Here is a 20,892-nt window from a genome sequence, read left to right on the forward strand (position 1 = left end):
GTGATTTCCAACGTTCCAGATGGCCTTTTGCTTGAACGTTATTTGAAAAGGTTCCGGATTGAATGTCTTTTCAAGAACCTCAAGTCTCTGGGTTTTCGGCTGGAGAACACCCACATGACGGATGCTCGGCACCTGGAACGTTTGGTGTGCCTACTGGCAGTGGTGTTCGTGTGGGCGGTGAAACTGGGCGAAAGGGTTCAGATTCCAAAAAAGAAACATGGTCGTTTGGCCCGGAGTGTCTTTCGGGTGGGGATTTCTCTGCTGCTGGAGTTATTCAGGAAGCCATTGTGGGCTTTACTGGAAGGCCTTCAGCTTTTGTTCCCCAAACTTGTCGGGTACTGAGGACAAAAACATCGACAAAGACAAGGTTTTTGAAATTGTGATTTTGCCCCATGTCCTCTGCTTCATTTCAGAATGTCTCAGTACACTGCTTTTAAGTTGCCAGTGTTTGCTGGCATGACCCAAGCCCCCACTCAGAACAGGAGACGTAGAACGGTGAATCTGATGCCCCATCCCAACCCACACGTTCTGATCGTTGAAGATGAACAAACCGTCAGAAACATGCTGCGTCGTTTTCTGACCCTCAATCACTTTGAAGTGTGCTCTGCTGCAGACTTCACCGAAGCACTCAGCACCTTGCTGGACCACAGCCACTTTGATGTGATTTTGCTGGATGTGAATTTTCCCGGTGGCACTGGACTGGACCTCCTCCCCTTCATTCAGAAACAGTTTCCCCACACCCCCGTGATCATGGTCTCAGCAGAGCAGGATGCGGATTTGATTCGCAGCACTCTGGAACAGGGGGCCAGAGAATTCATCCAGAAACCGTTCAATCTGGAGGTTCTCTTGAATCGCATGGAACACCACATGCATCAGGCTTCCTGAAGGGCGCCCAGCCAAAACCGGATGCAAATGCATCCGGTTTTTCGCATTGTCATCCACTGGGTTTCAGAGGGTGCAGATCAGAAGAAGTCAACCATCATTTTCAATTCGTGTGGACTGGTGGCCGCGTCAATGGCAGCTTCTCTGGTCAACAGGTCTTCCTGCACCAGTTTGGCGAGGTGCTGGTCAAAGGTGTGCATGCCAATCTGACTGCCTTCCATCAGGGCATCTTTGATTTGCTCCAATTTGTCTTCGTCCTTGACGCACTCACGGATGGTTGGGGTCCCCACCATCACTTCCAGACCCAGCACACGACCCCCATTTTTGCGAGGCAACAACCTCTGGCTGACAATGCCCACCAGAGATTCAGAAAGGCCCATGCGGATCTGACCCCGTTCATGGGGGGCAAAGAAGTCAATGATGCGGTTGACCGTTCGCATGGCATCCAGGGTGTGCAATGTGCTGAACACGAGGTGTCCGGTCTGGGCAGCAGAAAGTGCAGCTTCCACGGTTTCCTTGTCGCGCATCTCACCAATCAGAATCACATCGGGATCCTGACGCATGGCGGCCCGAAGACCCGCAGCAAAACTCAGGGTGTCAAGGCCAAGTTCTCTCTGGTTGAACGAGGCCATTTTGTCTTTGTGCAGCACTTCGATGGGATCTTCAAGCGTCACCACATTGACAGGTGCAGTGGAATTGATGTAATCCAGCATGCTGGCCAGAGTGGTGGTTTTCCCTGACCCAGTGGGACCGGTCACCAGAATCAAACCACGCTCTTTGCTGCACAATTCAGCAAAAGTGGTCGGATTGAGTCCGAGGTCTTCAAAACTCGGGATGTCTTTGTTCTGCACCACACGCATGATCAGACCCACCGTTCCGCGCTGCCAGAATGCATTGACACGAAATCGGGCCACTCCGGGGATGCCATAAGCAAAATCAGCGTCCCGTTTGGTGTAAAACTCATCCCACATGCCTGGTCGGATCATCATGGCTTTGCAGTAGGACTCCACAACATCGGGTTGCAGTTCTTCTTCTCCGATGCGTTGCATGTCTCCATCAATTCGGACCATCGGACGGGCTTTGGCTCTGAGGTGGATGTCGCTTGCCCCCATGTGGACACACTGGGTCAGGAGTTCGTCAATGGTTTGCATCTCCTTCAGCATAATCCACAATTCTGACTTTTCTCTGACAGCAGCAAATCCCACAGATGCTAAAAAACATAAAGAATCTTTTACAATCTCAAATGGACCAAACGTGATTTCAGTGGTCGTTCAGTTTAAAATCAGAACAACTTCAATTAAATAAATGAGCATAAAAACAACAGGATGTCTTTAATTTTATCATTTTTACATCATCATTCAGAGCTAGGATGTTCTTGTCGATCAAACCAATTGGTCGTCACTGAAAATACGCCTTGCGATGGTTCTTTGATGGTTTTCACATTTTATCTTTCAAGAGCACTCTATTGAATAACCATTGAAATCAAATTGAAACAAATTGAAATCAAAAAGCCAGAGCAAGATTCTCAGATGTTCAGCTCTTCATTCTTGATGGTGTCCTTCAAACTTTCCAGAAGTTTGTCTGGACGCCAGCAACAGATTCTGTGTGGATTTCAAATCCATACGTTTCATCCCCAGGAGGATTCTCATGGCACAAAATGACAACAACCAGGGCCGCGGCAGCAACCTTTCTCAAGAAGACCGCAAACGTGGTGGAGAAAACTCCCACAAAAATGACAACCAGCAAAGCACCCAAGGTGGCAATCAGGGTGGTGGCCAAGGTCGAGGCGGAAATCAAGGTGACAACAATGAAGGCCGTCACCAACTGACCCACGAAGAGCGCGTGCGGGGTGGGGAAAACTCCCACAAAAACGATGACCAACAAAGCACCCAGAGCGGCAATCAGGGTGGTGGCCAAGGTCGAGGCGGAAATCAAGGTGACAACAACGAAGGTCGCCACGAATTGACCGATGAGGAACGCGCCCGTGGAGGACGCAACTCCCACGGTGGTGGCAACAACAGTTGATCTTCAGCCCTTGAAAACTTGAAAACCAGAGCAAGACCACGGTTACGGTACCGTGGTCTTGCTTTTTGTTGCCTCAAAGCAATTCATACGACTCTTTGATCAAAGCCAGAACTTCCAGGACGGTCTCTGGTGCAGATGGATTCATGTGACCTTCAAAGAGCAAAAGTGCCCTCTGGATGGCTGACCTTGCATGGTATGCATGGTATGTCGGCTGGGTCAGACTGACGCTTTTCTCTGGCAGTTCAGGGACTTCAAAACCTTGAGACAGCACCTCATAGGCTTTTTTCAGGGCTTGCAAGGCTTCAGCATTGAGATGTGCGCTGATGCTGCCCTTCAACAACACAAAGGCCCGCAACATCTCCTGCAGGGCCAGATGGGAATCGCTCACAGCAAAAAGCTTAGGTTGTTCTGCCATGAACAGAATGAAAGTTTGCTGATGGACATGAAGGCAGGCTGATTTTGCGCCTCTTCATACAAGTGCTTTCTGTATACAATATATCACTTACACTGAAAACATGACCCCACATCTGAAAGGCATCCTGATGGTGTCTGTTTCTGCTTTCGGATTTGCCACCCTTGGCATTTTTGCCAAGTTTTCCTACCAGATGCAGTTCAGCTTCCAGAGCACCCTGGCCTGGCGTTTCGGCCTGTCTGCCCTGATCCTTTTTCTGTTGATGTCCCTCAAAAAAGAATGGAGGCTTTCCGCCAAGCAATGGCCACCTGCTTTGCTGCTGGGACTGGTGGGATATGCCACACAGGCCACCATTTATTTCCTGGCTTTGCAGCACCTCAGCGCAGGACTGACCGCTTTGATTTTGTATGCTTACCCTGCTTTTGTGACTTTGCTGGAGTGGGCCATTGAAAGGAAAGTCCCCACCAAAACCACCCTTTTTGCTTTGTTGATGGCCTTTGTTGGCATTGTGCTCACCACACAGGTGGAAGGCAAAGTCAGTTTGCTGGGCATCGGTCTGGCACTGTTGTCAGGCATCTGGTACGCCGTCTACCTGATGGTCAGTTCCAGAGTGATTCACAACACCCATCCTGTTCCGACCACAGCTTTCTTGAGTCTGGGTGCTGCTCTGGCATTCGTCACATGGGCCATTTTGGGCTCTGGTTTCGATGTTCCAGATGCCATGGGTGAAGGCCTCCTGTTGCTGGGCATCGCCACAGTGGCCACCGTGATTCCTGTGATCGGGATTTTTTATGGCATTCAATTGCTGGGCACTTCCCAGACCGCCATCCTGTCCACATTGGAACCCGTATTCACTTTGCTGCTCGGGTTTGTACTGCTGAAAGAAACCCTGGAACCTGTGCAGCTTCTGGGCGGAGCACTGGTCTTGATTTCGGTGATCACTTTGCAACTCAGACAGGCCTACCTGAGGTCCAGAGCTGTCAAAGTATCCTGAGAACATGCATCCACAAGTCATTGCGGTTCACCAGAGCTCAACCCACACTTTTTCCAAATTTTTGCGGCCCCACATCATGTTGCTGGAAGGCCTCGGGATCGATGGAGATGCCCATCAGGGCACCACTGTCAAGCACAGGTCCAGAGTGGCCAGAGACCCTTCTCAACCCAACCTGAGGCAAGTGCACCTGATGCACGCAGAGTTGCACGATGAATTGCTTGCTCGGGGCTTTGATGTCAAGCCCGGCGACTTGGGTGAAAACATCACCACAAGGGGTGTAGATTTGCTGGGGTTGCCCACAGGAACCCAGCTCAAAATCGGAGATTCAGCCCTGGTGGAAATCACAGGGCTCAGGAATCCATGCCTGCAAATTGATGCTTTTCAGAAAGGTTTGATGCAAGCCGTACTGGACCATGACGGTCAGGGCAACCTGATTCGCAAAGCAGGGGTGATGGGGATTGTCTTGCAAAGTGGCCTTGTGAAATCTGGAGATTCCATCACGGTCTTTTTTCCTGAACTGCCCCACCATCCGCTGCAACCTGTTTGACCCTCTGGTCAGTGGACTTGCGACAGACCAGCCTGTCTCTGGTACAGCTGGGCATAAAGGCCTTGCTGTTCCAGCAATTGCTCGTGAGGACCAATCTCTTCAATTTTGCCCTGAGCCAGCACCACAATGCGGTCTGCATTACGAACGGTGGACAGGCGGTGGGCCACCACAAAAGTGGTGCGTCCCTTCATCAAGCGTTCCAGAGCCTCCTGAATCAGGGCTTCACTTTCGGTGTCCAGTGCAGAAGTGGCCTCATCGAGGATCAGCACTCTGGGATTGCGGATGAGTGCACGTGCAATCGCCAGACGTTGTTTCTGACCTCCTGAAAGTCTGGCTCCCTTTTCACCCACCCGGGTGTCCAGACCATAAGGCAGTCGCTCGATGAACTCCCAGGCATTGGCATCTTTCAGCGCTTGCATCAGGCGGTCTTCTTCCACACGGCCCAAACCATAAGTCACATTGTCCCGGATGGAGCCTTCAAACAACAGGGATTCTTGAGGCACCACCGAAAGAAACTGACGATAGGTGCGCAAATCCAGACCTTCCATGTTTTTGCCGTCCAGCAGAATCTGTCCACTGGTGGCCCGGTTGAAGCCGATCACCAGACTCAGAATGGTGGATTTCCCTGAACCGCTGGGACCCACCAGAGCCACCGTCTCCCCTGCTTTGACCGTCAAATTGAAGTGGCGGATGGCATGCTGATCTTCCTCTGGATACTGAAATCCAACGTCCTGAAAAGCAAACTCCCCTTTGACAGCCTTCACCACAGATTTGCCTGCATTGTGTTCCAGATCGGGGCTCTCCAGCACTTCACCAATGGAGCGGATGGCCTCCAGACCTTTGGACATCTGGGGAACCAGATTGATCAGGCCAATCACCGAGTTGGTCAAACTGGCGAAAAACCCCGACAGCATCACCACATCGCCCACTGTGATGGGAAGAAGCTGAACATAATACACGTAAGCTGCCACAATCAAACAGCCCATGTTGAACACGTTGAAAGTCACCCAAGCCACCGCATTGAACATGGCATTGATGGAATCGAGGCCCACACCTGCTGTACGGACCCTGTCCAGCGTGTGAGAAACCTTTTCCAGTTCCTGATCTTCCAATCCGTGGGCTCGGGTGATGGGAATCAGACTGGTCATTTCCATGATCCGGGCACTCATGGCTTCAAGTTCTTTTCGGAAAGCGCTGTTGTGGTCGCTCAAGGCACCTCGCATGGACCGCACCAGCAAAGCAGCAGCGGGCACCGTCACCACATAAAACAAAATGAACTCGGGAGCGCGGATCGCTGTGGTCACCAGAGCCACCACAATGAACACCAATGCCCCGAGTCCACTGTCAAACAGAATGCGGGTCAGTTGCTCGATGGCTTCCACATCCCTGAGCACCTTGTTCTGCAATGAGCCCGCACTGGTCCGGTTGTAAAAACCAATCGACAGGTGCTGCAGGTGCCTGCAAATCGCTGACCGCAACCGGGTTTCCATGGTGCGCGTGGCCATGCTGAGGTAACGGACGTGCAGGTAATGGTTGGGTATGTTTTGAAGCAGCAAAACAAAAATCACCAGAGCCCACATCCACAACTGCTCCAATGGCCCTCTGGTGGTGATCAGGTCGATCACTCTGGCAGTGATGATCGGCAAAAGCACCGCTGGGCTGACCTTGATGACGTACAGCACAAAAGACCAGAAGAGTCTTGTGCCCTGTCCCTCGTACAGAAAGAAAAAAGTCTGCAGGGGCTTCGACCCCTGATAGCGTTCCAGAAAATAGTGTTGCTGGTGGACATCTCGCATGTTGACCTCTTGGGTGGATTTCACAAAGAAGCCCTGTCAGGGCCACTCTGGCACAAATGAAAAATGAAAAGGGCTGTTACGTGCCCCAGAGGTCTAAACGTCTGGCTGAATTCACACTGGAATCCTTCATTTGAACAGGCCAAAAAAAGAGGACACCCATGTGCCCTCCTGCTCAAATGGCGTTTTAGAGCTCAACAGGTTGAACGCGGCTTTCCAGCATCAAGTCCAGCAATTCACGATCAATCTTGTAGCCATGGAAGTCTTCGTAAACCACTCCCGGACGGTTGTGTTCTGCAATGCCGAAATTGCCTTTGAATTCCCAGAGGGCAAAACCCCAGCCCAACTCGCGGTAAACCTGAAACAAATCCCTGAACCACCTGAGGGCCACATCATTGGGTGTGTACCGGTAGCAACCGAACTCTCCGATGTGCACCTGAACACCTTTTTCCCGAATCTCTTGCCAGGGGCGGTAGTATTCACGCAAAGTGTCAATGTTCCACACTTTTCCATCCCACTCACACTCGGGGTAGGTGGGCATGGGCATGCCTTTTGAGCCATCCCACCACTCGGCACGGTAGTGAGAAACCGTCATGGGTTGATAACCACGCCCAGAATGGATCACTCCAAGGTCTGCCAACTCTGGCATGGCGATGTTGCCCCCACCCAATCCATCCACCACAATTTCACGCTGTGGATCAATGGCCCGAATGGCGGCCACGGTCCGACGCATCAGGTTTTCGTGGATCTCGCGGGTCATGCCATATTGTCCGATCTCTGGTGGTTCATTGAGCAAATCAAAGCTGAGCTGACTGCTGGGTACACCTTTGTACCGACGTGCGAACCCTTCCCACAGAAACACAAAAGCATCCTGTGCAATCTGGTCCTGCCAGAGGTTGTGTTTTTCCAGATGGTTGTAGTTGATGCAGTAACCGGGAGCACGGTGCAGGTTGAGGCTCATGTGAATGTCGCGCTGCTGACAGGCTGCCAAATAGCGGTCCAGATAGGCCAACACTTCTTCATCTGGATTGAAGTAGTCAAAATCCTTGGTGAAGAAAAAGTAGTTCACTGGTATTCGGGCAAAATCAAACCCGAATTGCTGCATGAAATCGAGGGCTCGGGTGTCGGGTTCTAAAGGCTGCTGGCTGTACTCTCCGGAATACATCCACTGGAAGTTGAAACCATAACGGGGCATGTTGAATCCTTTCGAGTCGGGGAAAGAAACAAGGAAGGGACTTCCCTTCCTTGTTGGCGAAGGTCACTCGAATCTGACGTTGTCGATGTAGAAGGTTCCTGCTTTCATGTACAGATAGAACCCTTTGACTTGAGCCAAATTGACTTTGCGGGTTTCGGGTGGATCATAGCACTGGAAATTGACTGTTACATCCAGAGTCACTGTTTGGGTTTCACCTGCATTCAACCAAGAGTCTGGTTTTGTTTCACACCAACGACCTTGATCGCCTTCCTTCAACACAAAAGTCATGGTGTTGGTGGCAGCATCTGTGGTTTTGATGTCATAAACAATTTTGGTTTTTCCAGTGAAATCTTTAAGCTCTGCAAAATCTGCACCCATCCAGCCTTCAGCAGAAATGGTCAATTTGAGGCTTTTGGTTCCAGAAGTGGCATACTCTGCAGAAGACACCGCTGTTGCAGTACCAGCAGTGACAGGTCCCCAACCCTGAGCATCAGATTCGAAATCAAACACCGTATTCGTGGGTTTCGGAGTCACTGTGACAGCCACAGTGTTGCTGGTGACGTCGCCCAATTTGGCACTGATGTTGGCAGTTCCAGCCTTCACTGCGGTCAGCAGACCATTGGCATCCACAGTGGCCACAGCAGCATTGTCTGAGATCCATTGCACATTGGCATCTGCAACCACTTGACCGTCTTTGTCTTTGGAGACAGCAGTGAAAGCAATGGTTTTGCCTTCTTCAACAGTGGCAACAGGGGCGGATACCTGAATGCTGGTCACAGGAGATGCTTCAACAGTCAGGGTCACTTCGTTGCTGGTTTTGCTTCCCGCTTTGGCAGTGATCTTGCTCGTTCCAACCCCTACCCCGGTGGCCACACCTGAACCATTGATGGTGGCTTTGCTGGTGTCTGAAGAGGTGTATGCAAAAGACACCCCAGAGATGGTTTTCCCATCCTTGTCTTTAGCCACGGCAGTGAAGGGTTGTGTGCCTCCAACAGTGATTTTTGGAGCATCCGGGGTCAGCACAATGCTGGCCACTTCAGGTTTGGGTGCTGCTGGAGTGCAAGCGGCCAGAATGAGGGCACCAGTCAGGACAAGCGAAGACATGCGGGCAACGTTCTTGATCATACGGTCCTCCGGGGAAAAGGGGGCCCAGGGCGTGCAATGCACGCCAAGGCAGGGATGGAAAGAAACGGATTGTGGGGGTTGAAGCAGGTCAGAAGATCACTGCACAGCAACGATTTTGAAGGCCAGATCCTTACTCAGGCTGTTGATTTTGACCAGCACACTGCCACCAGAGGCCATGACATTCTCGGTGTTCAACCACTGGTTGGTTTGGGGGTCGTAGAACTTCACCTGATAAGGTCCATCTTTGAGACCATTGACGGTGACTTCCAGATCGGTGACTGGCTCTGGCACAAACTTCCACTGGTCGTTGAAGGTCCCATTGATGATGGCTTCGTTGATCAGTTTGATGACGGTTCCGGGCTCATACTGGTTGTTGCGCACCCACACCAGAGCACGGTTGTCGTTTTGCATCCCCAGTGCCACAGTGCCCAGCAGGTCATTGGTGGCAGGTCGTTGTCTGCTCATCGCAGAAAGGTCTTCTCCTGCAAAGAAATCGGCCACCCCTTTGAAGTGGGTCCAGTGGTTTTTGGGATCAATGAAATTGTCCCACCACCAGTACATGCCAGTGCTGGCAAAGCCCGAGAGGGGACCCGACCAGAGCGCATTGTGCAACTGAATTTCATCTCGACTGATGGGCAGATCGTCGGTGCCTGCAGCAGCATAGCCTATTTCGGCCAAAAGCACAGGTTTGTTGGGAGACAAATCTGCCATGTCATTGAAGTTGGGGTAGAGGAAACGGCCTGCATCCCGGCCGGAGTAATCGTGTTGCTGGCTGAAACTCAGCTCAGGCATGTTCCAGATGCTGGTGGATGTACCAGAAGCATGGCTGTTGGAAATCATGCGTTTGTTGGGGTCCAGAGACAGCAGGTAGTTGTTCATCTCGGGGATCCAGACCCGCAAATCCAGATCGCTGATGGGGGTCCAGTTGACTTCGTTCCACCATTCCCATGCAAACAGGTTGGGGCTGTAGCTGTAACGGGCAGCAATGTAACGCATCCGTTGTTTGAACAGGGCTTTGGCCTGCTCGTTGCTGACAAACTCCTCTGGACGGTTGAGCATGCCACCGTTTTTCACGTTGTACGGGTTGTCATCCCACTCTGGATTGATGGTGGCTGAAAATTGCCCGTGGTTCAGGACACACAGCAGGATCTGGATGCCCCTTTCTTCGGCCATTTTGAAGACTTGATCCAGCAAGAACGCTTGCTGCATGCGGTTCTTGTAATTGCCCAGGCCGGTGTCCTTCCACTCCAGGCTGAAACCCCAGGGGGCCATCCAGATGCGAGCAAAGTTCCCTCCATTGGCTGCAAACCGATCAAACCAGCGGCGGTAATCGTCCAGCACCTGCTTGCCTTGCCCGGTGGACCATGCAATGTTCAAGCCAATGGGAAGAAAGAAATCCCCGTTCTCATGGCTGAAGTACCGTGGATTCTCTGGATCCACCCGGATGAAGCCTTTTGCCGTGGGATTCGCCTGTGCAGTCAATTTCACAGGGGCACTCTGAACACTTCCCTGTTTCAGACTGGCTTGAACTGTGTAATCGCCAGCTTCAAGCGGAGTGTACCGAACTTTCCAGACCGGTTTGCCTTTGGGTTGCACGGTTTCCAGATCAAAATCCTGATAGTAAAAAGCTGGAACCTGTACGGTTTTCCCAGAGGGAGCTGTGAACTGTACCATCATGTCCGCCTGATTGGGGTCATAGGGGTTTGCAAACACTGCATCTGTTTGCAGGGTCAGCTCGATACCCTGCAAAACCTTTGCCGTCTGGACGCCTTGGATGGACAATGCGGTTCCGGTCTGAACCTGCGCAGAAGCAGGGGTGGTTGCCGAGGTTGCACTCTGGGTTGCTGTTGAAGCCTGCTGAGCCACAGGTTCTGGCTCTGATGAGGTGGACGTGGTGATGGCAACATTCCCCGTCCCAGCCCTCAGGTTGTCAATGAACACACTGCCTGCTTTGTTCGGGAAAAAGAGCAAAGCAACACGCTCTGTCTTGTTCTGGTTGGCAATCCTGACCCCATAATTCCAGTTGTTTTTGGCACTTTTGTACCGGTCACTGGTAAGGTCAAACTGGATGGTTTGTTGCCCTTCCTTCAAAGGGATGGCTTCAGACTCAAACCACTCCCAACCCCCCCCTGTGCTGAGGGCCAGAGCCACACTCCCTGCAACACCCGGGTTGAAAACATCCACAGAAAGGGTGGTGGCTCCATCCAGATTGGTGGGTTTCTCCACAAAAAAGGTGGCTTTGGGCTTGTCGTTTTTGTCCAGCTTGAGCTCAAGGCTCTGGGATCCATCTGTCACGTATTGGGTGCTGATGGCTGTGGACAAAGCACTGCTGTCTGAGTAAGTCGGAGCCAGTCCAGGCCGCCAACTGCTTGATGCACTTTCAAAACTGTCAAGGGTTTGAGCGAAAGCCCCGGAAACAAGGGCAAAGGAGATGCAGACCAGCTTGAAGGGCAATTTCAGACGCATGGCTTAACCTTTCACCGCACCGACAGCGATGCCTTGAACGAACTGGCGCTGGAAGAACAGGAAGAAGATGAACGCAGGGATGGAAGAAAGCAGGGTTGCCACCATCACCACACCAGCACCACGGGGATCGTTGCTGTTGATGGACAACTCTTTGATGATCATGGGCAGGGTGTAGGTGGAGGGAGACTCCAGCACAATCAGAGGCCAGAGGAAGTTGTTCCAGTTGGCCAGAGCAATGAAGATGGCCATGGCAGCAATGGCAGGACGCAGCAAAGGGAGCACAATTTGCCACCAGATGCGCAGTTCACCAGCTCCGTCAATGCGGGCAGCATCAAACAATTCCTCAGGCATCTGGGCAATCGACTGCCTCAGAAAGAACACCGTATAGGCATTGGCCAGTGCCGGGATGATCAAAGCCCAGAAGGTGTTCATCCAACCGAGATCCTTGACGATCAAGAATCCAGGAATCAGCGTGACCTGCCAGGGAAGCATCATGGAGCCAATGATCAACCAGAACACCAGCTTGTTGCCCGGAAAAGGGTGCTTGACCAGCACATAAGCGACGGCAGAAGCGATGAGAACGGTCAGAACAGTGATGGCCACAGTCACGAACATGCTGTTCAAGAAGAAAGTGCCCATGCCCAGAGGCAGATTGTAGTCCTGAAAGCGCTGGAAGAAGCCTTGCACTTCATTGGGGTTGAACTCGTCCGGGTTCCAGCGAGGGTTGTAGAAATTGTCCAGAGTGGGATTTTCAACAATGAACGTGGGCGGGTTTTTGACCAGCTCTGGCAGGGGTTTGAAAGCGCCAAGCACCATCCAGTAATAAGGCAGCACGACGAACAGGGCCAGCAGGTAGAAGGGCAGACGGATGAGTTGTTGGATGAGCACATTGGGTTTTTCGCCGACCATAAAAACCTCCTCAGCTTTCCTGGTTGGAACGACCCAGACGCATGTTGATCAGGGTCAGAACGAAGATGATCACGAGCAGAATCCATGCCAGAGCAGATGCTTTGCCCAGTTCCAGCAAACGGAAACCTTTGTCGAACAGCAACATCACCAGGGTCAGACCCGAGTCAAGGATGCCACCGGTGTTGGCCACGCTGGCGAACAACAGGTAGGGTCCATCGAACACCTGGAAAGCACCAATGATGCCTGTGATCACCACAAAGAGGATGGTGGGTTTCAACAAAGGAATGGTGATGCGGAAGAACCTCTGGGTGGGGTTGGCACCGTCAATGGCGGCAGCTTCATAAAGCTCTGAAGGAACACTTCTCAAACCGGCAAGGTACAGGATCATGCTGTACCCCATTCCACCCCAAACGGCAATCACCACTGTGATGGGCATGGCATATCTGGGATCACCCAAAAAGCGCACAGGATCGATGTGGAAGATGCTGAGGATGGTGTTCATCAGACCGAAATCTTCGGAGTTAAAAATCCATTTCCATACGGCAGTGATGGCCAAACCTCCGGCAATGGAGGGCAGGAAGAACACCGAACGGAAAAATTGATCTGACCATTTTTGAGAGCCAAAAACCATGGCGAGGGCCAGACCCAAAACATTGCTGAGCACCACTGAGGTCACCACATAAAAAGTGGTGTTGCTCAGGGCTTTGAAAAAGCGAGGGTCAGCAAGCAATTCCTCGTAGTTTTGTGTGCCTATAAATCTGGGGGCTTGAATGGCATTGTATTCCGTGAAACTCAGGTACAAAGACCAAAAAACGGGAATCACGGTGAAGACCAGAAACAAAACCAGGAAGGGCGCCATCATGAAAAAAGGCACCGTAAAATTTTTCAGTTTCATGGCCAGACTGGAAGGGCGTTTGTTGGAAAGGGCAACTTGGGTGGGCGCGCTGGGCTGATTGCTCATGGTCTCCCCTTTCGGGTCAAAAGGGGTGTCCCTGCACAGAAGCAGGAACACCCCACGGTTTGCTTATCGTTTGGCGAGGTTGCGGTCCATGACTTTCGCAGCCGCATCCAGAGCAGCTTTGGGATCTTGACCGGAGAAGATGACTTGCTGGATGGCCTGGGTCACAGCATCGCCGGACTCTTCCCAACCGGGGCAGTTGGAGGGGCCTTCGGCGTCTTTCAGCTGGGCAATCAGGGCAGACTTGCGATCAGCAGGCAGGTTGAGCAGGGAGGCCAGATCGGTGCGGGCAGGAATCCAGAGGGAGCCCAGTTTGGTGGAAGCGTTGATCATGGCGCGAGCGGCACTGGTGGTGTACAGGTGCTGCAGGTACTTCATGGCGAGGTCTTTGTTTTTGCTGTAGGACATCACCATGATGGTGGAGCCACCAATGAAAGCAGTGGATTTTCCACTGGGTCCAGCAGGCATTTTGGCAATTCCCCATTTGCCTTGCAGCTTGGGTCTGGAGGCGTCAATGCTGGCCAGGGTCCAGGGACCAGTGGAGGTCAGGGCAGCGTCGCCACTGTCCAGAGCAGCTTCGATGTCGGGCCAGCCATCGGTGGGGGCTTTGTACTTGGTGTACAGTTCAGCGTAGTATTTCAGGGCCTGAACACCTTCAGTGCTGTTGATGGTGGATTTGCTGCACTTGTCGTCGTAGAATTCTCCGCCTGCCTGATAGAAGAAGGGGAAGAAGCCCAGCCAGTTGGCGTTGCCCCACTGTTGCATGAAGGGTTTTTTGCCAGCAGCTTTCAGCTTGTCGTTGGCTTTGGTCAGTTGGTCCCAGTTTTTGGGCAAGCTGATCTTCATGTCTTTGAGGGTGTCTTTGCGGTAGTACATCAACTGAACATCAAGGTTGTAAGGAACAGCGTACAAGGAGCCATCCAGAGAGGTAATGGATTTCATGACCCCTTTCTGAGCCACTTTTTTCACCTGTGCAGCAAAAGCAGGGTATTCCTTGCCAATGTTGACCAGACCGCCTTGTTTGCCCAGAGAAATCCCAAAGGAAAGACCCCCAGTGATGATGTCTGGACCACTCTTGGATGCAATGGCAGCCAGATATTTGGTGTAGGCGTCAGACCAAGGAATGTTGCGAATTTCGAAGGTCACATCCTTGTTCTTGGTTTGGAACAGGTCTGCAGCAGCTTGCATGATGCGGGTGCCGTTGTTGTCGTCCCCCACCATCCAGATGGTGAGTTTTTCGGCCTGGGCTACGGATAAAGAGGCGGCAAGAACTGCGGTCAGGGTTTTGAGCTTCATGTTCTCTCCTTGATCTGGTGTTTGAAGCATATTTACTAAACTCTGGGGTGGGTGATTGGCTGTAGAAGAACCTCAGAGGCACAATTGTCTTGCAACAGGACAAAGGTATGCCATTTGGCAGCTTGTGCGCTGTTCCATAACGTTGTGTGTTTAGTAAACTGTAGATGAAGTGTAGCACCAGTGTTGAGGAATTGTCAAATGCCCACAATGTTCACAAAGGCAATCTCGAAAATACGTTTGATAGACGAAGTTTTCGCACACTGAGAAATTCCATCCCAACAACTTCATATGGGTCCGAAAGCCCCACATCCATCAATATTGCCCTGCTTTAACGCTAAAATTACTAAACAAAAAAACTAAACTCGCTTCACGTTTCGATTTTTGTTTCGTGACACCATCAGGTCAAAACAAACACGTCTGCTACAGGCTTTTCCAGAGACCCATCTGACCATGGAACTCACTTCCAGAGACATCCAACACCAACTGCACCAGACAGTGAGCAAGTCATCTTCTGCGGCGCTTGTGGATCAGTCGGCTGCTCTGGCGAATCATCAATTGGACGGGAATCACCACTTGTCTGGGTTCCAGAGCACCCATCAAAAGCCGTGCCCCTTCGCGCCCCAGCACCTCTTTGTCCACATGCACCGTGGTCAAGGATGGGTGGCTGTGCGAAGCCTGTGGAATGTTGTCAAAACCCACCACAGCCACCTGCTCTGGCACTTTGATGCCATGGTCCTGACAGGCCTTGATGGCCACCAGAGCAGACATGTCATTGAAAGCAAACACAGCATCTGGAGGTTGTGGAAGCTCCAACAGGGTTTCCATCGCAAGATAAGCACCTTCTGGCGCATCGACAGGATCTCTGGCAACCCGATATCTTTCATCAAATTCCCGTCCTGCGTCCTGAAGGGCATGCAAGAAACCAGCAAAACGCTGCTGAATGCTGTAATGGCTGTCCTGCCCATCAATGAATGCAATGTGGTTTTTGCCCATGGCAATCAGGTGCTGGGTCACCAGATAAGCACCCATGAAATTGTCGGTGTTGACCGAGTGGATGTTCTGGTGGTGGTGATCCACAAGGACCATCGGCCTGCCTGTCATCAGAAAACGTTGCACCACTTCGGGTGTGAAATATCCAACCAACATCAGTGCATCCAATCCATGCAAGTCCACAATCTTACCAATGGCATCGCTTTCATCCACGGAAGAATAGGTGAGGATGACCTCTTCCCTGTTGCAAATGCTTTCAGCACCATGCAACACAGGAAAATAAAACGGATTGCTTTGCAATGTGGTGTGTTCCCTGTGTATGAAGAATCCCATCCGCTTGATCCGATTGGGCTTCAAGCTGGTCAGGTTGTATCCCAACGACTGGGCCACATCCAGAATTTGCTGGCGTGTGACTTCGGTCAGACCTGGCTGGTTTTTCAGGGCTCTGGACACTGTCGCAATGGAAACTCCAGCCGCAGTGGCCACATCCCGAATGCTCGGCCTGTCAGCTTTTGGACGCAAAGGGGCGGACATGAAAACATCTTATTTTGTTTGGTAAACAATTACAATATCCAGAGCCCCACACTTCCAATATTCAATATTTTTGCGTCTGGAAAGAACATTTTTTGAAAACAATACTTTTAGGTTTACGTAACAACATCCTCAAAACAAAAGCAGAGGAGAAATCTCCTCTGCTTTGAGGTGCAATGTTCAACGCCTGCGGTTCAGCTTGGATTTGGTGCTCTGGCGGATGATCAACCGGACCGGAACCAAAACGCTGTCTTCTTTGCGTTTGGGATGCAAAATCAATTTCACAGCTTCACGTCCAAGCACTTCTTTGTCCACATGCACCGTGGTCAAGGAAGGATTCCCATGTGCAGCATTGGGAATGTCATCGTAACCGACAATGGCGATGTCTTCAGGGACACTCAAACCAGAGTCCAGGCAAGCCTGAATGGCCACAATGGCGGTTTCATCGTTGTAAGCAAAAACCGCATCTGGTGGTTCTTTCAAGGCCAGGAGTTGTTGCATTGCAGGGTAGGCACCTGCTTGTTCGTCTATGGGATACCGCTGCACCATCAATGCAGGATCAATCTCGCGACCTGCATCTGTGAGGGCCTGCATGTACCCTTGTTGACGCTGCTGGATGCTGAAGTGGTTGGGACCTGAAATGAATGCAATGCGCCTGCGTCCCATGGCAATCAAGTGCTGGGTGGCTTGATAAGCCCCTGTGACGTTGTCAGTGTTGACACTCAGGAACCCTGGTTGGTTGTTGTCCACGAGAATCAACTGTTTGCCAGAACGCTTGAATGCCGTCAGCATGTCTGCATCGAAATATCCGGCACAGATGATGGCGTCCACTTCCTGAATGCGAATGATGTCAGAGATGTTGTCTTCCGTGCTGACCGAGCAGTATGAAAGGGCAACACCTTCACGTCTGCAAGCCTCTTCAACACCATGCAAGACAGGAAAGTAAAACGGATTGGACGTGACAGCGTAATGCTGGCGATGCAGAAAAAAGCCAATGCGTCTGGCTTTGACAGGACGCAACTTGGTCAAATCATAACCGAGCATGGCTGCAGCTTCCAGCACCTGCTGTCTGGTTTCCTCAGTCAGACCCGGCTGGTTTTTCAGTGCTCTGGATACGGTAGCAATGGATACGCCTGCCTGTTTAGCGACATCGCGGATGGTGGGTTCGTCTGGGGTGACTTGGAGGCCGGACATATGACTCATCTTAAGTTGTTTTGTAAACAAATACAAACGTTTTGACCCGGTTCAGAGAACATCCAAACACCATGAAAAACACTGTTTTGACATTCATCCATCCCGATGGTAGAGTTTAGTAAACAGAAGCTTTGTTTCATGTCAGGCCATTTGGCCGTCTTCACCCTGTCTCAAAGGAACCCCCATGACTGAACTCTCCCTCAACTTCGGCTGGCAGCTCAAATCCCGCAACCCCTCCCTGTCTTTACAAGAAGACCTTCAGTCTGCAGATGGATGGACAAGTGCCACTGTACCCGGCACTGTTCAGTGGGACCTGCTGAAACAAGGGCTCATTGAAAACCCCTTCTATGGTCTCAATGAAAAGAATGTTCAGTGGATTGGTGAACAAGATTGGCTGTACCGCACTGAATTTTCAGTAACAGAAGCCGATCTGGCTGCTCCCCATGTGCACCTGAATTTCGAAGGTTTGGACACCCTGTGTACCGTCTGGCTGAACCAGCAACAGATTCTGGTCAGCGACAACATGTTTGTTCACCATCGAGTGGATGTCAAGTCCCAACTGCAGGTCGGACAAAACACACTGCAGGTGCTCTTTGAAAGCCCTGTCAGGGTGGGGAAAGCGCTGGAAGCCAAACATGGCAAACGCGCCGTGTGGAACGGTGATGCCTCCCGGGTTTACATCCGCAAAGCCCAATACCACTATGGTTGGGATTGGGGCCCAACCTTGCTGACTGCAGGCCTCTGGAAACCGGTGACCCTGCAAAGTTTTGATGCCAGAATTGCAGACGTTTATGCTCCTGTGGAAGTGACCCCTTCTCTGGAACAGGCTCTGGTGCCTGTACAGGTTGAAATTGAAGGTCAAGCGGAAAAACACACCCTCAAAATTCAACTTTTGGATCCTCAGGGCAGGGTGGTTGCAGCACAGGACATTTGTGCAGGGCACCAGAATCAAGTGTTTTTTGAAGTGCAAAACCCTGAACTCTGGTATCCCAATGGATTGGGCAGCCAACCCCTTTACACCTTGGATGTTCAACTGCTGGACGGTCCCAACTGCATCGATCAAAAATCCATCCGTCTGGGCATGCGTCGTCTGAGGGTGATTCAGGAACCCATTCTGGGAGAACCCGGCAGCAGTTTTTATTTTGAAGTGAACAACCAGCCCATTTTTGCTGGTGGTGCCAACTGGATTCCAGATGACTTGATCCTCAACCGCATCAGCGATGAACAGTACCGCAAACGCCTGACCCAGGCCCGAGACGGCAACATGAACATGATTCGTGTGTGGGGTGGCGGAATCTATGAAGCCGATGTGTTCTATGACCTCTGCGATGAACTGGGCTTGCTGGTTTGGCAGGACTTCCTGTTTGCCTGCGGAATGTACCCTGCATACGAGGAATTTAAAGCCAGCGTGGAACAAGAAGCCACCGCTGCCGTCAAACGCCTGCGCAATCACACCTCCATTGCCCTCTGGTGTGGCAACAATGAAGACTACCAGATTGCCCAGAGTGTCGGAGCTGCTGGCCCCGGTGGCGACGAGAGCAAATTCGATGCCAAAGTGATCTATGAAGTGCTCCTCAAAGAAGTCTGCCAGAAACTCGATCCCAAAACCCTGTACTGGCCCGGCAGCCCCTATGGTGGTGACGATGTGTACTCCGGGGTCTCCGGAGACCGTCACACCTGGGAAATCTGGCACGTGCACATGGCCCCTTATCAGGAATACACCAACTACGAAGGTCGCTTTGTCAGTGAATTTGGCCTGCAATCTGCGCCCTCTCTGGCAGCCATTCGTGCAAGCACACCTGCTGAAGACCTGTATGCCGAAAGCCGCACCATGGTGCACCACAACAAAGCCACTGGACCCAATGGCAAACCCGATGGTGCCCGAAGACTGGCAGTCTATCAAGCAGAAAACATGCGTGGGCACAAAAACCTTGAAGAATATGTCTACAACACCCAATTCATTCAAGGTGAAGCCATGCGGTACGCCTACCGCGATTTCCGCAAACGCTTCGAGAAACCTGGCAAACGTGCTGTTTCGGGAGCTCTGGTCTGGCAGTTGAACGACTGCTGGCCAGTCACCAGTTGGGCCATCATCGACTCCCACGAAATTGCCAAACCCGCTTTTTACACCATCAAACGGGAGATGGCCACCTTTGCAGTGGGTCTGCAAAAAACCGATGCGCTGAACGTCTGGATCAGCAGCAGCAGCGTCACCTCTCAAGAAGCTGAGTTGCGGTTGTACGCTTACGACCTGTCCGGTCAATTGATCGCAGAGCGCAGCACAGATGTGCTGGTGTTGCCCAACCGACGCACAGACCTTGCCTCTTGGCAGGTTTCCTCTGCGCCCACCATTTATTTTGCAGAACTCTTGGTGGATGGACAGGTTGTGGCACGGAGCAGTGAATTCCCAGAGCCTTACAAGTTCTACCACTTTGCCGACCCCGAACTGGACATCGAGTACCTGTCTGAAAACAGCATCAAGATCACCGCACACAAACCGGTCAAAGGGATCTGGTTGGACACCGACCAGAGCGTGAGCTGGAACGACAACTTCATCGATTTGCGTGCCGGTGAAAGCAGAATTCTGGAAGCCACCGACCTGAAAGGGCAAACCGTTCGGGTGCGTTACCTCGGTGCTGAAGCTGCCCTTGAAGTGCAACCTTCTCCGGTGGTGGCATGAGTTTCGCGCTGGCTCTGGACATCGGTGGCAGCCACATCACAGCTGCAATTGTGGACACCGAACGCCGTGTGCTGCTGGACAAAAGTCTGGTGCGCAAAAGCATGGCAGAGTCAGCGCCCGCCCAGCATTTGCTGGACACATGGGCCACCGCTGCCCACCAGTCCCACCGTCTGGTGGGTTCCCCCAAGCTGACCCACATTGGCATTGCCATCCCCAGTCCTTTTGACCATCAAAAAGGGGTTTCTTTGCATGAGCACAAATTCGCGAACCTGTATGGCCTGAATGTCACTGCAGGCCTGCGGGAACGCTGGACCAGCAGTTCGCTGTTCAGTGCGCCTGTGCTTTATGGCAACGATGCCGACCTGTATGTGCTCGGGGAATGGTGGGGAGGTGCAGCCCGTGGATACAGTCGGGTGATGGGCATCACGCTGGGCACTGGTCTTGGATCTGGGTTTCTGGATCAAGGGATCATCCTGACCCGAGATTCCCGCATCCCGTATGAAGGGGAAATCTGGAACACCCCTTACCGTGGCACCATCGCAGAAGATTATGCTTCTGGTCGGGCCATCATGAAGCACTACACCCGCCTGACATCCAGACAATGGGATGTTCGGCACATCACCGAAGCCGCCCGGAATCAAGATCCACAAGCCCAACTGGTGCTGAACCACTTTGGGCAGGAGCTCGGGCAAATCATCAAACCCTGGGCGGAGCGTTTTCAGCCCGAGGTGGTGGTGCTGGGTGGAAACATCTCTCGGGCTTTTGATTGCTTCGAAATCACCTTAAAACAGCAGGTGCCCGATTTGAATTTCAAACTCAGTGGGCTTTATGAGAATGCCAGTTTGCTGGGTGGGGCAGCCCTGCTCCCCCGTCCTTCCGAAAAAGTGTGAATGTG

17 protein-coding genes and 1 pseudogene are annotated in these 20,892 nt (G+C 51.9%); 7 read left to right on the forward strand and 11 right to left on the reverse strand.

Annotated features, from left to right (window positions below):
* Together Q371_RS05270 and Q371_RS05275 are read left to right on the forward strand one after the other, a co-directional pair.
* Positions 1-342, forward strand: a pseudogene (locus Q371_RS05270) (IS4 family transposase); the annotation flags it as partial.
* A gap of 162 nt (positions 343-504) precedes the next feature.
* Positions 505-885, forward strand: a complete 381-nt coding sequence (locus Q371_RS05275) for a response regulator (protein ID WP_034337193.1) — start codon at positions 505-507, stop codon at positions 883-885.
* A gap of 77 nt (positions 886-962) precedes the next feature.
* Here the strand turns inward: Q371_RS05275 and Q371_RS05280 are convergent, their stop codons facing one another.
* Positions 963-2,033 (reverse strand): type IV pilus twitching motility protein PilT, encoded by a 1,071-nt coding sequence (locus Q371_RS05280; RefSeq protein ID WP_034337519.1) that lies wholly within the window; start codon positions 2,031-2,033, stop codon positions 963-965.
* A gap of 496 nt (positions 2,034-2,529) precedes the next feature.
* On the opposite strand from Q371_RS05280, the gene Q371_RS25385 reads away from it, so the two are divergent.
* Positions 2,530-2,907, forward strand: a complete 378-nt coding sequence (locus Q371_RS25385) for a hypothetical protein (protein ID WP_051963326.1) — start codon at positions 2,530-2,532, stop codon at positions 2,905-2,907.
* A 73-nt stretch (positions 2,908-2,980) separates the two neighbouring features.
* Here Q371_RS25385 and Q371_RS05290 read toward each other — a convergent pair whose 3' ends face one another.
* Complete coding sequence (locus tag Q371_RS05290; RefSeq protein WP_034337196.1) at positions 2,981-3,322, reverse strand: hypothetical protein; 342 nt, start codon at positions 3,320-3,322, stop codon at positions 2,981-2,983.
* A gap of 100 nt (positions 3,323-3,422) precedes the next feature.
* Between Q371_RS05290 and Q371_RS05295 the strand changes: the two genes are divergently transcribed.
* On the forward strand, positions 3,423-4,313 hold the full coding sequence (locus Q371_RS05295; RefSeq protein ID WP_034337200.1) for an EamA family transporter: 891 nt from the start codon (positions 3,423-3,425) through the stop codon (positions 4,311-4,313).
* 4 nt (positions 4,314-4,317) lie between these two features.
* Complete coding sequence (locus Q371_RS05300) at positions 4,318-4,860, forward strand: MOSC domain-containing protein (RefSeq protein WP_034337203.1); 543 nt, start codon at positions 4,318-4,320, stop codon at positions 4,858-4,860.
* Between the two features lie 8 nt (positions 4,861-4,868).
* Here Q371_RS05300 and Q371_RS05305 read toward each other — a convergent pair whose 3' ends face one another.
* From Q371_RS05305 to Q371_RS05345, 9 genes are all read right to left on the reverse strand, one after another.
* Positions 4,869-6,656 carry an ABC transporter ATP-binding protein gene (locus Q371_RS05305; protein ID WP_051963434.1) on the reverse strand — a complete coding sequence of 596 codons (1,788 nt, stop codon included), beginning with the start codon at positions 6,654-6,656 and terminating at the stop codon, positions 4,869-4,871.
* A 184-nt stretch (positions 6,657-6,840) separates the two neighbouring features.
* Positions 6,841-7,848, reverse strand: coding sequence for a cellulase family glycosylhydrolase (locus tag Q371_RS05310; protein WP_034337205.1), 1,008 nt, complete (start codon positions 7,846-7,848; stop codon positions 6,841-6,843).
* Between the two features lie 63 nt (positions 7,849-7,911).
* A complete protein-coding gene (locus tag Q371_RS05315) occupies positions 7,912-8,973 on the reverse strand; it encodes an Ig-like domain-containing protein (RefSeq protein ID WP_034337208.1) in 1,062 nt (353 codons plus the stop codon).
* Between the two features lie 96 nt (positions 8,974-9,069).
* Positions 9,070-11,439, reverse strand: a complete 2,370-nt coding sequence (locus Q371_RS05320; protein WP_034337211.1) for a DUF5060 domain-containing protein — start codon at positions 11,437-11,439, stop codon at positions 9,070-9,072.
* A 3-nt stretch (positions 11,440-11,442) separates the two neighbouring features.
* Positions 11,443-12,348: a carbohydrate ABC transporter permease gene (locus Q371_RS05325; RefSeq protein WP_051963332.1), complete on the reverse strand. Its 906-nt coding sequence runs from the start codon at positions 12,346-12,348 to the stop codon at positions 11,443-11,445.
* A 10-nt stretch (positions 12,349-12,358) separates the two neighbouring features.
* Positions 12,359-13,309: a carbohydrate ABC transporter permease gene (locus tag Q371_RS05330; protein ID WP_157442537.1), complete on the reverse strand. Its 951-nt coding sequence runs from the start codon at positions 13,307-13,309 to the stop codon at positions 12,359-12,361.
* A 63-nt stretch (positions 13,310-13,372) separates the two neighbouring features.
* Entirely contained in the window at positions 13,373-14,602 is a 1,230-nt protein-coding gene (locus Q371_RS05335; RefSeq protein ID WP_034337214.1) for an extracellular solute-binding protein, read from the reverse strand.
* A gap of 504 nt (positions 14,603-15,106) precedes the next feature.
* Positions 15,107-16,126: a LacI family DNA-binding transcriptional regulator gene (locus Q371_RS05340; RefSeq protein ID WP_051963336.1), complete on the reverse strand. Its 1,020-nt coding sequence runs from the start codon at positions 16,124-16,126 to the stop codon at positions 15,107-15,109.
* Positions 16,127-16,303: 177 nt separating this feature from the next.
* Entirely contained in the window at positions 16,304-17,317 is a 1,014-nt protein-coding gene (locus Q371_RS05345) for a LacI family DNA-binding transcriptional regulator (RefSeq protein ID WP_034337216.1), read from the reverse strand.
* 184 nt (positions 17,318-17,501) lie between these two features.
* On the opposite strand from Q371_RS05345, the gene Q371_RS05350 reads away from it, so the two are divergent.
* Together Q371_RS05350 and Q371_RS05355 are read left to right on the forward strand one after the other, a co-directional pair.
* Complete coding sequence (locus Q371_RS05350; RefSeq protein ID WP_034337218.1) at positions 17,502-19,997, forward strand: beta-mannosidase; 2,496 nt, start codon at positions 17,502-17,504, stop codon at positions 19,995-19,997.
* Positions 19,994-20,887 carry an ROK family protein gene (locus tag Q371_RS05355; protein WP_034337220.1) on the forward strand — a complete coding sequence of 298 codons (894 nt, stop codon included), beginning with the start codon at positions 19,994-19,996 and terminating at the stop codon, positions 20,885-20,887. Before Q371_RS05350 ends, Q371_RS05355 begins: the two co-directional genes overlap by 4 nt.
* Positions 20,888-20,892: the final 5 nt, after the last annotated feature.

The sequence above is a fragment of the Deinococcus misasensis DSM 22328 genome, assembly GCF_000745915.1.
Taxonomy (GTDB): domain Bacteria; phylum Deinococcota; class Deinococci; order Deinococcales; family Deinococcaceae; genus Deinococcus_C; species Deinococcus_C misasensis.

Excerpts from the sequence above, each read along its gene's own strand:
- Q371_RS05275 (WP_034337193.1), top strand. The coding sequence starts at position 505 with ATGCCCCATCCCAACCCACACGTTCTGATCGTTGAAGATGAACAAACC.
- Q371_RS05280 (WP_034337519.1), bottom strand. The coding sequence starts at position 2,033 with ATGCAAACCATTGACGAACTCCTGACCCAGTGTGTCCACATGGGGGCA.
- Q371_RS25385 (WP_051963326.1), top strand. The coding sequence starts at position 2,530 with ATGGCACAAAATGACAACAACCAGGGCCGCGGCAGCAACCTTTCTCAA.
- Q371_RS05290 (WP_034337196.1), bottom strand. The coding sequence starts at position 3,322 with ATGGCAGAACAACCTAAGCTTTTTGCTGTGAGCGATTCCCATCTGGCC.
- Q371_RS05295 (WP_034337200.1), top strand. The coding sequence starts at position 3,423 with ATGACCCCACATCTGAAAGGCATCCTGATGGTGTCTGTTTCTGCTTTC.
- Q371_RS05300 (WP_034337203.1), top strand. The coding sequence starts at position 4,318 with ATGCATCCACAAGTCATTGCGGTTCACCAGAGCTCAACCCACACTTTT.
- Q371_RS05305 (WP_051963434.1), bottom strand. The coding sequence starts at position 6,656 with ATGCGAGATGTCCACCAGCAACACTATTTTCTGGAACGCTATCAGGGG.
- Q371_RS05310 (WP_034337205.1), bottom strand. The coding sequence starts at position 7,848 with ATGCCCCGTTATGGTTTCAACTTCCAGTGGATGTATTCCGGAGAGTAC.
- Q371_RS05315 (WP_034337208.1), bottom strand. The coding sequence starts at position 8,973 with ATGATCAAGAACGTTGCCCGCATGTCTTCGCTTGTCCTGACTGGTGCC.
- Q371_RS05320 (WP_034337211.1), bottom strand. The coding sequence starts at position 11,439 with ATGCGTCTGAAATTGCCCTTCAAGCTGGTCTGCATCTCCTTTGCCCTT.
- Q371_RS05325 (WP_051963332.1), bottom strand. The coding sequence starts at position 12,348 with ATGGTCGGCGAAAAACCCAATGTGCTCATCCAACAACTCATCCGTCTG.
- Q371_RS05330 (WP_157442537.1), bottom strand. The coding sequence starts at position 13,309 with ATGAGCAATCAGCCCAGCGCGCCCACCCAAGTTGCCCTTTCCAACAAA.
- Q371_RS05335 (WP_034337214.1), bottom strand. The coding sequence starts at position 14,602 with ATGAAGCTCAAAACCCTGACCGCAGTTCTTGCCGCCTCTTTATCCGTA.
- Q371_RS05340 (WP_051963336.1), bottom strand. The coding sequence starts at position 16,126 with ATGTCCGCCCCTTTGCGTCCAAAAGCTGACAGGCCGAGCATTCGGGAT.
- Q371_RS05345 (WP_034337216.1), bottom strand. The coding sequence starts at position 17,317 with ATGTCCGGCCTCCAAGTCACCCCAGACGAACCCACCATCCGCGATGTC.
- Q371_RS05350 (WP_034337218.1), top strand. The coding sequence starts at position 17,502 with ATGACTGAACTCTCCCTCAACTTCGGCTGGCAGCTCAAATCCCGCAAC.
- Q371_RS05355 (WP_034337220.1), top strand. The coding sequence starts at position 19,994 with ATGAGTTTCGCGCTGGCTCTGGACATCGGTGGCAGCCACATCACAGCT.